The organism is Marinobacter sp. F4206 (assembly GCF_019392195.1).
Classification (GTDB): domain Bacteria; phylum Pseudomonadota; class Gammaproteobacteria; order Pseudomonadales; family Oleiphilaceae; genus Marinobacter.
Genome location: NZ_JAHXKI010000003.1, coordinates 1 through 13,521, shown reverse-complemented (window position 1 = coordinate 13,521; position 13,521 = coordinate 1). Strand labels below are relative to the sequence as shown.

The following is a 13,521-nucleotide window of genomic DNA, read 5'->3' as shown; positions in this document are numbered from 1 at the left end:
AATAACCCGGAGTAGTTCGAGCTTGCCATGATCAAAATCCCCACCAAACACCGAGCCCTCGCCACCGTGTTTACCGTGGCACTGTTGTCCGCCGGTTGCGCCAGCGTCAACTTGCAGTCCCATGTCGCGCAGACCCCGGAGCAGGCCCTCGAGCTTGCTGGCCAGGAGTCCAATCGCCAGACAGCTCAACAGTATCTGCTGCGCATTGCCAGCCGTTTTCAGGACCAGGGCAACCATGCGGCGGCTCGCACGCTACTGCAAAGCTCTCAGTTGGCGCAAGCAGAGCCGTCACTTGAAAGCCAGAAACGCCTGCTAGCCATGGCGAGCGCAACCGCTCTGGACGACATCGATTGGGCCCGCACTCTGGTAGCCGACCAGTCCCCGGACAGCATTACCGACTACAGCCCGGCGCTGATGGGCCGCGCCGCCCAGTTACAGTCTCAGACCTATGCTCTGGCTGGCGAGCCACTGCCCGCCGCCATGACCCTGGTCCTGCAGACACAGACGGACAGTAACGCCAATCCGCAGCTGCTGCACGACCAGATTTGGCAACTGCTGAAAACAGTGCCCGACGAGGACCTTGAGGCCGCAGGCAGCCGTGCAATCGGCTACGAGACGCAAGGCTGGCTGGAACTGGCCGCGACGGTGCGCGCCCCAGGAGCCGAACTCGATGAACAGGGTCGCAGCATTCGCGGCTGGCAAAACAATTGGCCCGGCCATCCCGCGGCCCAGGTTCTGCCGTCAGAGTTACAGCTGATTGCATCCCTCGCCGAGAGTCGTCCGGAAACCATTGCCCTCGCGCTGCCTCTCAAAGGCCCCCTGGCAACTGCAGGAAAAGCCATTCGTGATGGCTTCATTGCAGCCTACTACCTCGATGAATCCGTTGACCGTACCAAGACCGACATCCGAATCGTCGACACCTCTGATGCCACTTTCAGCGACTTGTACAAAGAGCTGTCCGGCGAGAATGTGGACCTGATCGTCGGCCCCCTCGAAAAGGAAGCACTGACCCAACTGGGGTCCATGAACACTTTGCCGGTGCCGGCCCTGGGCCTCAACTACCTGCCAGCCGACCAGAAAGTGCCGGAGGGGCTTTACCAGTTCGGCCTGTCCGCAGAGGATGAAGCCCGCCAGATTGCAGACCGGCTTGCCTCGAAAGACATTCGCCACGCCCTGGTTCTGATCCCGCAGGGCGAGTGGGGTGACAGGGTCGAGACAGCGCTCCTCCAGCGTATGGCTGCCAACGGCAGTTCAGCGCTGGACATTGAGCGCTTCTTCCGTGATGACAACCTCCGGGCGGTAACGGCGGACCTGCTTGGAATTACCGTGTCTCGAGACCGGGCCATCCAGGTGGAGCGCACCATTGGCCTGGACGTGGAGTTCGAACCGCGGCGCCGGCAAGATGCCCAGGCCATCGTGATGGTGGCTGAACCAACCATCGCACGCCAGTTCAAGCCATTGTTCGCCTTCTACTTTGGCGGCGACCTTCCGGTTTATTCGCCATCTATTGTTTACGAGGGCACACCCGACCCAGCCAGGGACCGCGACCTGGATCAGGTAATTTTCACCGATACACCCTGGGTTCTCGAGGAAGAAAACGAACTACGGGCGAAGGCAGACAAGCACCTGTCCGGCACCCGGGGCCAGCTCGGCCGTCTGTTTGCCATGGGCGCCGATGCCTGGCAACTGAGCAAGCGCCTCCCCCTGCTTCGCCAGGTCGAGACCGCCTCAATCGACGGGCAGACCGGGGTACTCACTATGACCAGCGAGGGCAGTATTCATCGCGAACAACTGTGGGCCCAATTCCAGAACGGTAGCCCCAAGCTGCTACCAAAACCGGAACCACAGCTGTCCGAGCCCACTTCGATCCCGACAGATGACAACAGCGGGTCACAGGACCTCAACCAGTAATTCCTCACTTCGGAACAGCCGGGCCATGGAAGGCAGAAAAGCGTTGGGCAATCACTTTGAAGGGGTGGCTGCCCGCTACCTCGCGAGCCGGGGTGTGACCATATTCGAACGCAACGTCTATAACCGAGGTGGAGAGATCGACCTGATCGGACGGGACGGAGATACACTGGTTTTCTTTGAAGTCCGCTACCGGGGCGCCGGCAGCCTCGCCGATCCGGCCAGCTCTGTCACTCCACCCAAGCAGAAACGGCTACTGAAAGCAGCGTCCTTTTACCTCCACAAACACCGCCTGTGGGACACGCTGAGCCGCATCGATGTCATTGCCATCAGCCCGGGAACCGTCAAAAAATACCGGGTACAATGGATTAAAAACGCAATTCAGGCAGGGTAAAAAGACACAATGACGGACACCGAGCACCAGATCAATCAATGGTTTGCCAGCCACATGGAACAGACCGCCCAGGCGGCCAGCACGGTCGGACCGGCCATTGAGGAAGTCGCAGACGCCTTTGTGAATGCTCTGCTTCAGGACGGCAAAATTATTACCTGTGCCAACGGTAACGCCAATATTCTGGCCCAGTATTTCTGCACCGCGTTACTGAACCGCTTTGATCAGGATCGCCCCGCCTTGCCCGCCATTAATCTGGGTGCAGACGCGACCACTTATTCGGCCATTTGTCGCGACAATCGTTTCAACGATACCTTTTCACGCCAGGTCAGAGCGATAGGAAAACCCGGGGACCTGCTTTTCGTTATCGTCGACGATGGCCACAAGGCCAACCTGATTCAAGCGATTCAGGCTGCCCACGATCGGGAAATGAACGTTGTGGTACTGAGTGCACGCGAGAAATCGGATATCACCTCACTCATGCACCCGGAAGACCACGAAATCGCGCTCAACGACCTTACTCCGACCGAAGCTACACCTCTGCTGCTGGTCATCATCAATGCACTGTGCGGGCTGATCGACAGCAAACTGTTCGGGGGATAAAGAAAAAGCCAGCGATTGCTGGCTTTTTGGCGCTACTTGCTTCCTGGTAAGTCGCTATTTGACGACTTTCAGGGTCGGCCGCCCGGATGGACGCTCGTCGCCACCGTGACGGGAGTCCTCCCTGTCATTGGTACCGTCTGGATCAGGTGATCCCGGCTCACTGCCAAACACCATGCCCTCACCGTTCTCCTTGGCATAGATCGCCATGACCGCCTGCAGAGGAATAAAGACCTGCATGGGCACGCCACCGAACCGGGCACTGAATTCCAGCGCCCCGTTCCCTATAACCAGACCCCGAACAGCGCCCGGGCTGATATTGAGCACGATCTGACCATTGGCAACGTGCTCGGTTGGAACCTGAACACCCTGCACACCTGCATCCACCACGATGTAGGGGGTACAGTCGTTGTCCAGAATCCATTCGTTAAAAGCCCGAACGAGGTACGGCCGACTGGACGTCATGGTGATTTTACTATCAGGCACTGCCACTCTCCTGGCCCGGTATTACGGGAATCGCCAATTCAGCTGCGCATGTCTTCTTCAAGATCCGAGAGGCTGGCCTTGAAACCCTCCCGACTGAAGATGGTCTCCATGTACTTCTGCAACGGCTTGGCCTGCTTGTCGTTCAGCTCGATACCAAGGGCCGGGAGACGCCACAGGATCGGGGCGATGCAACAGTCAACGATCGTGAATTCTTCTGACAGGAAAAACGGCATCTCGCCAAACAGCGGCGCCGTTGCCAGCAGGCTCTCACGCAGCTCTTTGCGAGCCGCTTCCGACGCCTTTGCATTCGGCTGAGACAGGATCTGATCGACCAGACCACACCAATCTCGCTGGATCCGGTGAATCATCAGGCGGCTGTTGGCCCGGGCCACCGGGTACACCGGCAACAGGGGCGGATGCGGAAAACGCTCGTCCAGGTACTCCATCATGATATTGGGCTCGTACAGCACCAGATCACGATCCACCAGAGTTGGCAGGGCGTTGTACGGATTCAGGTCGGCCAGTTCGGCCGGCGGGTTATCCGGATCCACGTCCACAATGTCGACGGTAACACCCTTCTCTGCCAATACAATACGCACCCTGTGGCTGTAATGACTGGCCGGATCCGAGAAAAACGTCATTGATGACCGCTTGGTCACAACGCCCATAGAACTACCTCACGAGTAAACAAACCGAAATGATCCCGAAAAAACGCAAAATTCCAGCGGGCCGGTTATTGCCCGCTGGAAATCAGGAAACGGGATTATACCCTATTTCTCAGTGCACGTCCTTCCAGTACTCACGATTGAGCAGGTAGGCAAAGACGAAGAAAATGGCAACGAAGATCAGGACAAAGATGCCCAGACGCTCACGCTCCACTCTGACCGGGTCCGCCATATAGGACATGAAGTTGGTCAGATCGTACATCGCCTGGTCAAACTCCGCGGCCGACATGCTGCCCTCAACCGCGTACTCCGGGCACGCATCCGCGTTGTTGATGTTGCCGCTTAGCGGCTCAACGCTTGCCTCAACACCAATACGGGGGGGAACTGCGCAGAGGCCCTGCATCTCAACCAGAACGTGCGGCATACCGACATTGGCAAACACCACATTATTAACGCCCAGCGGTCGGGAATCGTCCTGGTAGAAGCCACGCAGATAGGAGTAAACCCAGGACTCTCCACGCAGGCGCGTTTCGAGCGTCAGATCCGGTGGCGGCGCCCCAAACCAGTCGGCAGCCATATCCTTGCTCATGGAATTTTTCATCAGCTCACCGATCTTGGCGCCGGTGAAGATGAGGTTTTCCTCATACAGCTCCGCTGGAATTTCCAGATCGTCGGCGACCCGCTTGTAGCGAGCATATTCCATGGAGTGACACCCCATGCAATAGTTGCTGAAGAGGGCCACGCCGCGCTGCAGGGACTCCTTGTTGGTGTGATCAGTCTCAATGTGATCAAGAGCGACCCCACCACCGGCTGCCAGCCCGAGAGCCGGAAGGAATGCTATGAAAAGACCAAAAATCAGCTTTCTCATTATCCTGTCACCCTCTCTGGCACTGGCTTGGTTTTTTCCATCCGCGTGTAGAACGGCATGAGAATGAAGTAGAGGAAGTACAGCACTGTCAGAATCTGAGCGACAGTGGTACGGCCTGCAGTCGCCGGAACCAGCCCCAGATAGCCCAGAATCACAAAGCTGACGGCGAAGATCGCCAGGGCGATCTTGCTGAGCCAGCCTTTGTAGCGCATGGACCGCACCGGACTCTTATCGAGCCAGGGCAGCACGAACAGGATGGCAATGGCACCACCCATGACGACCACACCCCAGAACTTGGCAGGCAGACCGAACAGGTCAACCGTTACCGCCCGAAGCATCGCGTAGAAGGGCGTGAAGTACCAGACCGGCGCAATGTGCTCAGGAGTCTTCAGCGCGTTGGCCGGCTCAAAGTTCGGCTTCTCCAGGAACAGACCACCCATTTCCGGGAAGAAGAAAACCACCACGAAAAAGATGAAGAAGAACACGCCCACCCCAAGGAGATCGTGGACCGTGTAGTACGGGTGGAACGGGATACCGTCTTTGGGAATACCGTTCTCATCCTTGTTCTTCTTGATGTCGATCCCGTCAGGGTTGTTCGAGCCAACTTCGTGCAACGCCAGAATATGCAGCACGACCAAGCCGAGCAGCACAATCGGCAGCGCCACAACATGCAAAGCAAAGAAGCGGTTCAGGGTAATGCCCGAAATCAGGTAGTCACCACGAATCCACAGTGACAGGTCTTCCCCGATCACGGGGATAGCGCCGAACAGGTTAACAATGACCTGGGCACCCCAATATGACATCTGGCCCCAGGGCAGCAGATAGCCCATGAAAGCCTCGGCCATGAGCACCAGATAAATCAGCATGCCGAAAATCCAGATCAGCTCACGGGGCTTTTGGTACGAGCCATACATAAGGCCACGGAACATGTGGAGGTAAACCACCACAAAGAACGCAGACGCACCCGTGGAGTGCAGGTATCGGAGCAGCCAGCCCCACTCAACATCACGCATGATGTATTCAACGGAGGCGAAGGCGCCTTCCGCTGACGGGTTGTAGCTCATGGTCAACCAGATACCCGTAACCAGCTGGTTAACAAGTACCAGCATGGCGAGTGAGCCAAAGAAGTACCAGATATTGAAGTTCTTTGGCGCGTAATACTTGCCAAGGTGCTTGTTCCAGGCTTCAACGACGGGCAGACGCTCGTCTACCCACTGAATGAACTTCTGCATTACGCTGCCTCCGGGTCAAGACCAATCGTGAGGGTCGCGTCGTCGTCGTAACGATAAGGCGGAACCTCGAGGTTCAGTGGAGCAGGCTGCGCCTCGTAAACGCGACCGGCAAGGTCGTATTTCGAACCATGACACGGACAGAAGAGGCCACCGAGCCAGTCATCACCCAAGTCTGCCGGCGCCACCTCCGGGCGGTAGGACGGCACACAACCAAGGTGGGTGCACAGACCCACAATCACGGCAATTTCGGGCTTCAGGGCGCGATAGATGCCATCGATATATGGAGGCTGCTGCGGCGCTTCGGACTGAGGGTCCTTGACGGCATCGTTCAGCTTCTCGATGTTTTGCAGCATCTCTTCGTTGCGGCGGATAATCCAGACCGGCTTACCCCGCCACTCAACAGTGATCTGTTGACCCGGCTCTATTTTGCTGACATTGACGGTTACCGGCGCACCAGCTGCTTCCGCCTTGGCACTGGGATTCCAGGATGCCACGAACGGAACTGCCGCACCGACGACGCCGACTCCACCTACCACGGACGTAGCACCGATCAGAAACCGGCGCCGGCCTTGGCTCACGTCGCCATTACTCATTATGGTTTTCTCCCATCAGGCGATGTCACAGCCCGCCAAATAGCCGGCAATGTGCATCTAAAAGGACTTCACAACCCAAAAATATAAGCGCCCAAATGGTAATGAAATTAACAGGGGCTTACAAGTCGGATAGCCGCCTCAGGCGGCCCCATCCCTGCTCCAGATCAATTCGTTCGAAATCACCCGGGCATAAAAAAACCCGACCAAAAAGGCCGGGTTTTCTGGATCCTGCTCCAGCGATATTAACGCTTGGAGAACTGAGGACGCTTACGCGCCTTGCGCAGACCCACTTTCTTACGCTCGACTTCACGAGCATCACGGGTAACGTAACCCGCTTTGCGCAGCGCCGGACGCAGAGTTTCATCGTAATCCATCAGAGCGCGGGTAAGACCGTGGCGAATCGCGCCGGCCTGACCACTGATACCACCACCCTTAACGGTAATGTTGATATCAAAACGATCGGCAGATTCAGCAACAACCAGCGGCTGACGAACGATCATGCGCAGAGTCTCACGACCGAAGAAGTCTTCGATGGTGCGACCGTTGATGGAAATGTTACCGCTTCCCGGCTTGATAAAAACCCGAGCCGTGGATGTCTTGCGGCGACCAGTACCGTAATTTTGTGCTACAGACATATCCGCCTTCCGTTAAATGTCGAGTTCTTTGGGCTGCTGGGCTGCGTGAGGATGCTCAGCGCCGGCATAGATTTTCAGCTTCTTGAACATGGCGCGGCCGAGCGGACCCTTCGGAAGCATGCCTTTGACAGACTTCTGGATGATTTGCTCAGGCGCCTTGTCCACCAGCTTCTCGAAGTTGATGGACTTGATTCCACCCGGAAAGCCGGTGTGACTGTAGTACATCTTGTCAGATGACTTGTTGCCGGTAACCCGCACCTGGCCGGCATTGATAACAACAATATAATCGCCGGTGTCTACATGAGGGGTGTACTCAGGCTTATGCTTGCCCCGCAGACGACGGGCGATTTCGGTTGACAGACGACCCAGCGTCTTGCCGGCTGCGTCTACAACGTACCAGTCACGTTTTACTGTTTCTGGTTTCGCACTCAGAGTCTTCATTGATTCCGCCTTGAACGCTATATAAGAAACGTTAAAAACCACCACCGGTAAATGCTTGGCATCCGGAGGAGGTTCTGTACCTGTAATTAATGCGGCAGTGACACTGTTCGGGGCTGAGACAGTGACATCGCCTTGAAAAGCCAGGGCGCGAAGTATACTCGAACCACCAAAGAAAGCCAACCCCGACGCCCGGTGTTTCGTTATTCCCCTATATGCCCCGCTCCCGGCAATACAGCCGGTAGACATTATCCAGCAGGACTGGCGCCAATGTCTCGGGGCTGCTGCCACGAAGTTCCGCCAGGGCCTCCAGAACGAGCCCGATATTGGCTGGAGAATTGCGCCCCTTTTCCACACCGTTCGGTGCCATGTCGGGGGCATCGGTCTCGAGCACCAGCGCGCTGAGCGGCAGCTTAGCCACCGCCTCGCGGGTTTTGCGGGCGCTGGCATGGGTAATAACGCCACCGATTCCGATGAAACAGCCCAGATCCACGAGCTTGGCGGCCTGCTGATAACTCCCGGAGAACCCGTGTACGAGTGCCAGCCCATCCCAGCTGACCCGATTCAGGACGCCATGCACCTCATCGTGGGTTCTGACCGAGTGAATGACCAGCGGGAATTGTTGCCGTGCGGCCAGAGCGACCTGAGCCTCGAACCAGGGCCTCTGCGTATCCAGGTCACCATGGACGCGATCAAGACCGCATTCCCCGATGGCGACGCACCGTTCCGGGCGCCGACTTACGAGCTCCTCGAGCAGCTGTAGGTCGCCATCATCATGCTCGGCCACATACCACGGGTGAATACCGAGACAGTAATACGCCTCGGGAAAGGCGAGGGCCGTTTCACGAACTCGCCCCCAATCGGCGCGACGCACCCCGGGTATAACCAGCCCGGCCAGCCCCGATGCCCGCGCGCGATCAAGCTCGCTGCCCCGACAACCGTCGAATCGCGGAAAATCGAAGTGACAATGAGCATCGACCAGTTGCACTCACACCTCCAGCCGGGACCTCAATGCTCCCGGGTCTTGTGGAACTCGACGTCCGGAAACCGCTCCTGAGCCAGATTCAGGTTCACCATCGTGGGCGCAATGTAGGCGAGTCGATCGCTGCCATCAAGGGCCAGGTTGTCATTATTCTTGCGCTGGAATTCGTCGAATTTGCGCTCGTCCTTGCACGTCACCCAACGCGCCGTTGCCACGTTGATCGGCTCGTAGATCGCCTCAACCTTGTATTCGCTTTTAAGGCGGCTGACTACCACGTCGAACTGAAGCACACCGACCGCTCCGACAATGAGGTCATTGTTCCGGAGCGGACGAAACACCTGGACCGCACCCTCTTCCGACAACTGGATCAATCCCTTCTGAAGCTGCTTCGCCTTGAGCGGGTCTTTCAGGCGAATGCGACGGAACAGTTCCGGAGCAAAGTTGGGGATCCCGGTGAACTTCATGTCATCACCGGCGGTAAACGTGTCACCCAGCTGAATCGTGCCGTGGTTATGCAGGCCAATGATATCGCCGGCGAAAGCCTCATTGGCGTGCTCTCGATCACCCGCCATAAAGGTCAGCGCGTCTGAGAAGCGAACCTCCTTGCCAATCCGGACGTGGCGGGCCTTCATGCCCTGAGCGTACTTTCCGGAGACAATCCGGAGGAACGCAACGCGGTCACGGTGTTGAGGGTCCATATTTGCCTGGATCTTGAAAACAAAGCCGGAGAACCCGTCTTCGGCGGGCTCGACAAGACGCTGGTCCGTTTCCCGCGGTTGCGGCTGTGGCGCCCACTCAACCAGGCCATCCAGCATGTGGTCGACCCCGAAGTTACCCAGAGCGGTACCAAAGAAAACCGGGGTCAGCTCTCCGGCCAGAAACGCTTCCTGGTCGAATTCATGGGACGCCCCTTTTACCAGCTCGATTTCATCCCGTAAATCTTCCGCGTACGCCCCGATCGCCTCATCAAGCTCCGGGTTATCCAGACCTGAGATGATTCGCGCATCCTGAATGGTATGCCCCTGACCCGACTGGTACAGAATCACCTCGTCGCGGAGCAGGTGATACACCCCCTTGAAACTCTTACCCATCCCAATCGGCCAGGTAATCGGGGCGCAGGCGATCTTGAGAACGTCCTCGACCTCATCCATCAGCTCAACGGGATCGCGGGTGTCCCGGTCCAGCTTGTTCATGAATGTCAGAATCGGGGTATCACGAAGGCGAGTCACCTCCATCAGTTTGATGGTTCGCTCCTCAACACCCTTGGCGCTATCAATGACCATCAAGCAAGAGTCAACGGCCGTCAGGGTCCGGTAAGTATCTTCCGAGAAGTCCTCGTGCCCCGGGGTATCCAGCAGGTTCACCAGCTTGCCGCCATAGGGAAACTGCATCACGGAGGTCGTTACGGAAATCCCCCGCTCCTTTTCCATTTCCATCCAGTCAGACTTGGCGTGCTGGCCGGATTTTTTCCCTTTCACGGTACCGGCTTTCTGAATCGCCTGCCCGAACAGCAGGACCTTTTCAGTGATGGTGGTCTTACCGGCGTCCGGGTGCGAGATAATCGCGAAGGTGCGGCGCTTGGCCACTTCCTGGGAAAGGTTTGACATAGTAGAGAGGCAACCTGAATAAGATGTTCCGAGAAAGCGGCTATTATAGGGGCTAAGCGACTCCTACGCGAACCGTTCCACCCCGGGATCTAAGAGCTGAAGCGCAAAGCCATCACGCGGGCATCCTCCCGCCCGTCAGGGGCGGGGTAATAGCCAGGTCTCCTGCCTATTTCGTCAAATCCCTCGGCCACATAAAGCTGATGGGCGGCCTCATTACTCAGGCGAACCTCAAGGATGGTTTGCCAGATCTGCTCGCGTACGGCCTCACCCAGCAGGTGACGCAGCAACTGTCGGCCGATCCCCTGCCCCTGCCGCCCGGGATGTATGCAGAGGTTCAACAGGTGCGCTTCATCAAACATATAGGCAACCACGGCGTACCCCACCAGGCCGTCCCCCTGGTAAGCAGCCCACAAACGGTAATTATCCCGAAAACAATCCTGGAAAACAGTTTCGGCCCAAGGGTGGGAATAACTCTGCCGTTCAATTTCAAGGACCTGGGGGAGATCCTCCCGGGCAAGGGACCGGATCTGAAGGTCACTCTGCATGACCTCACGAAAGGCCTCCCGATTCCGCATCATTGCCCTGCCAGCGGTTTCAGTTCCTGCCACAAGGCCCGCTTCCGGGAGGGATTGGACGCCAACTCAGCCAGTGTTCCCGGAAAGATCAACTCCGGCCGGATACCGGAGATGTGTTGAAGCCAACTATCATCGCCCTGATATCCGTCCGGCCCTTCCAGCCCGAGTACCACTAATTTCTGCCCCTGCAGCGTTGACAAGGTATGGCTAAGAACGGCGCGAAGATCAGCCAGCGAATTCCCTGGCGCCCTCAGGTTGTTGAACACGGGCCAACGAACGGGCCCGACGTTGCGCACCGTGGTTTCACCAAGACTCTTGAGGATGTTTTCAGCCAGGGTTTCCTGCAACCGCAGACTCGCTTCACCCGAGAGGCTGGCGATCAGCGCTATGCCGCGGCCAATCCATATCTGCAAATTCAGATCGAGCTTTAGGACTCCTGAAACGGCGGTGGGAACGCCATGCTCTGGAACTTCCAGTTTGCCCCCTACTGCCGCTTCGGTCTCGGCCAAGGGGACGCTGGCATTATCCGGCCGACTCGAAGAAGGCTGTGCGTCTGCCATCAAGGCTTGCAGGTTGGCGACTCTGGTCGCACCGACTTCCCGACCGGCATCGCCCGGAGACGATGCACCGGGTGCCTGACGACCTGAAACAGAAGGTAAAGCAGCCTCTGAGGGCGCGGCCTCTGCCTCCTGCTCATCATCAAAGACATAGTCCGGGCTGGGCGCCGCTCCCGGCAAAGGGTTCCGGGCGTACCAGAGCTGAACACCGGCCATGCCGAGATAGAACTGTCGTTCGGTTTCCGATTGCATCATTTTGGCTGCCTGGAGCTTCCAATCCTATAGGTTTAAACGTCCGCGACCTGGGGATGCTGCCGCACACCTCCACGGCTGATGAGATTCAGCGCCTCGATATAGGCCTTGGCTGACGCAATGATGATATCGGTATCCGCGCCCACACCGTTGACGATGCGACCACCACGCTCAAGCCGAACCGTCACCTCACCCTGGGCGTCGGTACCACTGGTAATATTGTTCACCGAGTAGAGCTGCAGATTACAGCCGGAATCCACCAGCGACTCGATTGCCTTGAACGTGGCATCGACCGGCCCACTACCTTCAGCCTCTACCTTATGCTCCTTACCGTCGAGGGTAAGGGTCAGATTGGCCCTTGGCACCACACCGGTCTCAGAACATACCTGCATACAAACAAGTCCATAACGCCCAACTTCTTCCTTCTGGCGGGTATCACTGGCAATGGCCTGAAGGTCTTCGTCGAAAATCTCGTGCTTGAGATCGGCCAAAGCCTTAAACCGCGTAAAGGCCTCGTTCAGCTCGGTTTCTGTCTCGAACTGGATACCCAGTTCCAGCAACCGGGTGCGGAACGCATTGCGACCGGAATGCTTGCCAAGAACCAGGCTGTTGGTATGCCAGCCGACATCTTCAGCGCGCATGATTTCGTAGGTTTCACGATGCTTCAGAACACCATCCTGGTGAATGCCTGATTCGTGGGCGAACGCATTGGCGCCGACTATTGCCTTGTTGGGCTGGACCGGGAAACCGGTTATGGTCGATACGAGACGGGATGCCGGGACGATGTGCCGGGTATCGATTCGGGTATCAATCTGGAAGAGGTCCTGACGCGTCCTTACGGCCATCACCAGCTCTTCCAGCGACGCGTTACCCGCACGCTCCCCCAACCCATTGATGGTGCACTCTACCTGTCGCGCACCCTTGGTCACCGCCGCCAGAGAGTTGGCAACAGCCAGCCCCAGGTCATTGTGACAATGAACCGAGAATATGGCCTTATCCGCGTTGGGAATCCGGGTCAGCAACTTCTCGATGGTGTCGCCAAACTGTTCAGGAATAGCGTAGCCCACGGTATCCGGAATGTTGATGGTGCGAGCCCCTGCATCGATTGCCGCCTCAATGATCCGGCACAGGAAATCCAGGTCTGAGCGGCCGGCATCCTCACAGGAGAATTCGACGTCATCAACATGACTGCGGGCACGCTTGACGGCACGCACAGCCTGCTCAACGACTTCGTCGGGCTGCATCTGAAGCTTGTGCTTCATATGAATGGGCGAGGTTGCAATGAAGGTGTGGATCCGCCCACGTTCGGCGGGCTGAATGGCTTCGGCCGCCCGGTCAATATCCTTGTCCAGCGCCCGGGCCAGACTGCAGACCATAGATTCCTTGATCGATTCCGCGATGCCCTTTACCGCCTCAAAGTCACCCTGACTGGCGATGGCAAAGCCGGCCTCAATTACATCGACACGAAGCTTCTCCAGCGCTTTTGCAATCCGAAGCTTTTCGGCCTTGTTCATAGTTGCGCCGGGGCTTTGTTCGCCGTCGCGAAGCGTGGTGTCAAAGATAACCAGATGGTCGTGGGCGGGCATTCGCAGGCTCCATCAAATAGTTTGGTTTGATACGTCGGAGTATACCACTGACGGGGATTTTTTAGGGGCCAATAAAAAACCCCAGCTTCGAGGAAGCTGGGGTTTAGGTATTAAGAGTCTGACGATGACCTACTCTCACATGGGCA

The 13,521-nt window shown here is 57.4% G+C and carries 15 protein-coding genes; 3 read left to right on the top strand and 12 right to left on the bottom strand.

Annotated elements, in window-relative coordinates; genetic code table 11:
• Positions 1-27: 27 nt before the first annotated feature.
• From KZO34_RS13205 to KZO34_RS13195, 3 genes are read left to right on the top strand one after another with little or no spacing between them, the layout of a single operon-like run.
• Positions 28-1,911, top strand: coding sequence for a penicillin-binding protein activator (locus KZO34_RS13205; protein WP_219477325.1), 1,884 nt, complete (start codon positions 28-30; stop codon positions 1,909-1,911).
• 25 nt (positions 1,912-1,936) lie between these two features.
• A complete protein-coding gene (locus KZO34_RS13200) occupies positions 1,937-2,302 on the top strand; it encodes a YraN family protein (RefSeq protein ID WP_219477324.1) in 366 nt (121 codons plus the stop codon).
• A 9-nt stretch (positions 2,303-2,311) separates the two neighbouring features.
• Entirely contained in the window at positions 2,312-2,902 is a 591-nt protein-coding gene (locus KZO34_RS13195; protein ID WP_219477323.1) for a D-sedoheptulose-7-phosphate isomerase, read from the top strand.
• Between the two features lie 54 nt (positions 2,903-2,956).
• Here KZO34_RS13195 and KZO34_RS13190 read toward each other — a convergent pair whose 3' ends face one another.
• The 12 genes from KZO34_RS13190 to KZO34_RS13135 all read right to left on the bottom strand — a co-directional run bounded on the left by KZO34_RS13190 (position 2,957) and on the right by KZO34_RS13135 (position 13,375).
• Positions 2,957-3,364 (bottom strand): ClpXP protease specificity-enhancing factor, encoded by a 408-nt coding sequence (locus KZO34_RS13190; RefSeq protein WP_257900445.1) that lies wholly within the window; start codon positions 3,362-3,364, stop codon positions 2,957-2,959.
• A gap of 59 nt (positions 3,365-3,423) precedes the next feature.
• Positions 3,424-4,053 (bottom strand): glutathione S-transferase N-terminal domain-containing protein, encoded by a 630-nt coding sequence (locus KZO34_RS13185; RefSeq protein WP_219477321.1) that lies wholly within the window; start codon positions 4,051-4,053, stop codon positions 3,424-3,426.
• A 109-nt stretch (positions 4,054-4,162) separates the two neighbouring features.
• Complete coding sequence (locus KZO34_RS13180) at positions 4,163-4,918, bottom strand: cytochrome c1 (protein ID WP_219477320.1); 756 nt, start codon at positions 4,916-4,918, stop codon at positions 4,163-4,165.
• Positions 4,918-6,150 carry a cytochrome b gene (locus KZO34_RS13175; protein WP_219477319.1) on the bottom strand — a complete coding sequence of 411 codons (1,233 nt, stop codon included), beginning with the start codon at positions 6,148-6,150 and terminating at the stop codon, positions 4,918-4,920. The genes KZO34_RS13180 and KZO34_RS13175 overlap by 1 nt, the downstream gene beginning before the upstream one ends.
• Positions 6,150-6,743, bottom strand: a complete 594-nt coding sequence (gene petA / locus KZO34_RS13170; protein WP_219477318.1) for a ubiquinol-cytochrome c reductase iron-sulfur subunit — start codon at positions 6,741-6,743, stop codon at positions 6,150-6,152. Before petA ends, KZO34_RS13175 begins: the two co-directional genes overlap by 1 nt.
• A 242-nt stretch (positions 6,744-6,985) precedes the next feature.
• Entirely contained in the window at positions 6,986-7,378 is a 393-nt protein-coding gene (gene rpsI, locus KZO34_RS13165; RefSeq protein ID WP_041340250.1) for a 30S ribosomal protein S9, read from the bottom strand.
• A gap of 12 nt (positions 7,379-7,390) precedes the next feature.
• Complete coding sequence (rplM, locus tag KZO34_RS13160; RefSeq protein WP_218636853.1) at positions 7,391-7,819, bottom strand: 50S ribosomal protein L13; 429 nt, start codon at positions 7,817-7,819, stop codon at positions 7,391-7,393.
• A gap of 208 nt (positions 7,820-8,027) precedes the next feature.
• Positions 8,028-8,804, bottom strand: a complete 777-nt coding sequence (locus KZO34_RS13155; protein ID WP_219477317.1) for a TatD family hydrolase — start codon at positions 8,802-8,804, stop codon at positions 8,028-8,030.
• Positions 8,805-8,824: 20 nt separating this feature from the next.
• Complete coding sequence (gene prfC / locus KZO34_RS13150; protein ID WP_219477316.1) at positions 8,825-10,405, bottom strand: peptide chain release factor 3; 1,581 nt, start codon at positions 10,403-10,405, stop codon at positions 8,825-8,827.
• Between the two features lie 89 nt (positions 10,406-10,494).
• Positions 10,495-11,013, bottom strand: a complete 519-nt coding sequence (gene rimI / locus KZO34_RS13145) for a ribosomal protein S18-alanine N-acetyltransferase (protein ID WP_308318822.1) — start codon at positions 11,011-11,013, stop codon at positions 10,495-10,497.
• On the bottom strand, positions 10,980-11,792 hold the full coding sequence (locus tag KZO34_RS13140) for a 2-isopropylmalate synthase (RefSeq protein WP_219477315.1): 813 nt from the start codon (positions 11,790-11,792) through the stop codon (positions 10,980-10,982). The genes rimI and KZO34_RS13140 overlap by 34 nt, the downstream gene beginning before the upstream one ends.
• Before the next feature lie 32 nt (positions 11,793-11,824).
• Positions 11,825-13,375, bottom strand: coding sequence for a 2-isopropylmalate synthase (locus KZO34_RS13135; RefSeq protein ID WP_219477314.1), 1,551 nt, complete (start codon positions 13,373-13,375; stop codon positions 11,825-11,827).
• Between the last annotated feature and the right edge of the window lie 146 nt (positions 13,376-13,521).

Bases quoted from the DNA above. Each gene is read 5' to 3' on its own strand.
- KZO34_RS13135 (WP_219477314.1), bottom strand. From the start codon at position 13,375: ATGCCCGCCCACGACCATCTGGTTATCTTTGACACCACGCTTCGCGAC.
- KZO34_RS13180 (WP_219477320.1), bottom strand. From the start codon at position 4,918: ATGAGAAAGCTGATTTTTGGTCTTTTCATAGCATTCCTTCCGGCTCTC.
- KZO34_RS13200 (WP_219477324.1), top strand. From the start codon at position 1,937: ATGGAAGGCAGAAAAGCGTTGGGCAATCACTTTGAAGGGGTGGCTGCC.
- KZO34_RS13185 (WP_219477321.1), bottom strand. From the start codon at position 4,053: ATGGGCGTTGTGACCAAGCGGTCATCAATGACGTTTTTCTCGGATCCG.
- KZO34_RS13205 (WP_219477325.1), top strand. From the start codon at position 28: ATGATCAAAATCCCCACCAAACACCGAGCCCTCGCCACCGTGTTTACC.
- petA (WP_219477318.1), bottom strand. From the start codon at position 6,743: ATGAGTAATGGCGACGTGAGCCAAGGCCGGCGCCGGTTTCTGATCGGT.
- rpsI (WP_041340250.1), bottom strand. From the start codon at position 7,378: ATGTCTGTAGCACAAAATTACGGTACTGGTCGCCGCAAGACATCCACG.
- KZO34_RS13190 (WP_257900445.1), bottom strand. From the start codon at position 3,364: ATGACGTCCAGTCGGCCGTACCTCGTTCGGGCTTTTAACGAATGGATT.
- prfC (WP_219477316.1), bottom strand. From the start codon at position 10,405: ATGTCAAACCTTTCCCAGGAAGTGGCCAAGCGCCGCACCTTCGCGATT.
- KZO34_RS13195 (WP_219477323.1), top strand. From the start codon at position 2,312: ATGACGGACACCGAGCACCAGATCAATCAATGGTTTGCCAGCCACATG.
- KZO34_RS13140 (WP_219477315.1), bottom strand. From the start codon at position 11,792: ATGATGCAATCGGAAACCGAACGACAGTTCTATCTCGGCATGGCCGGT.
- rplM (WP_218636853.1), bottom strand. From the start codon at position 7,819: ATGAAGACTCTGAGTGCGAAACCAGAAACAGTAAAACGTGACTGGTAC.
- KZO34_RS13175 (WP_219477319.1), bottom strand. From the start codon at position 6,150: ATGCAGAAGTTCATTCAGTGGGTAGACGAGCGTCTGCCCGTCGTTGAA.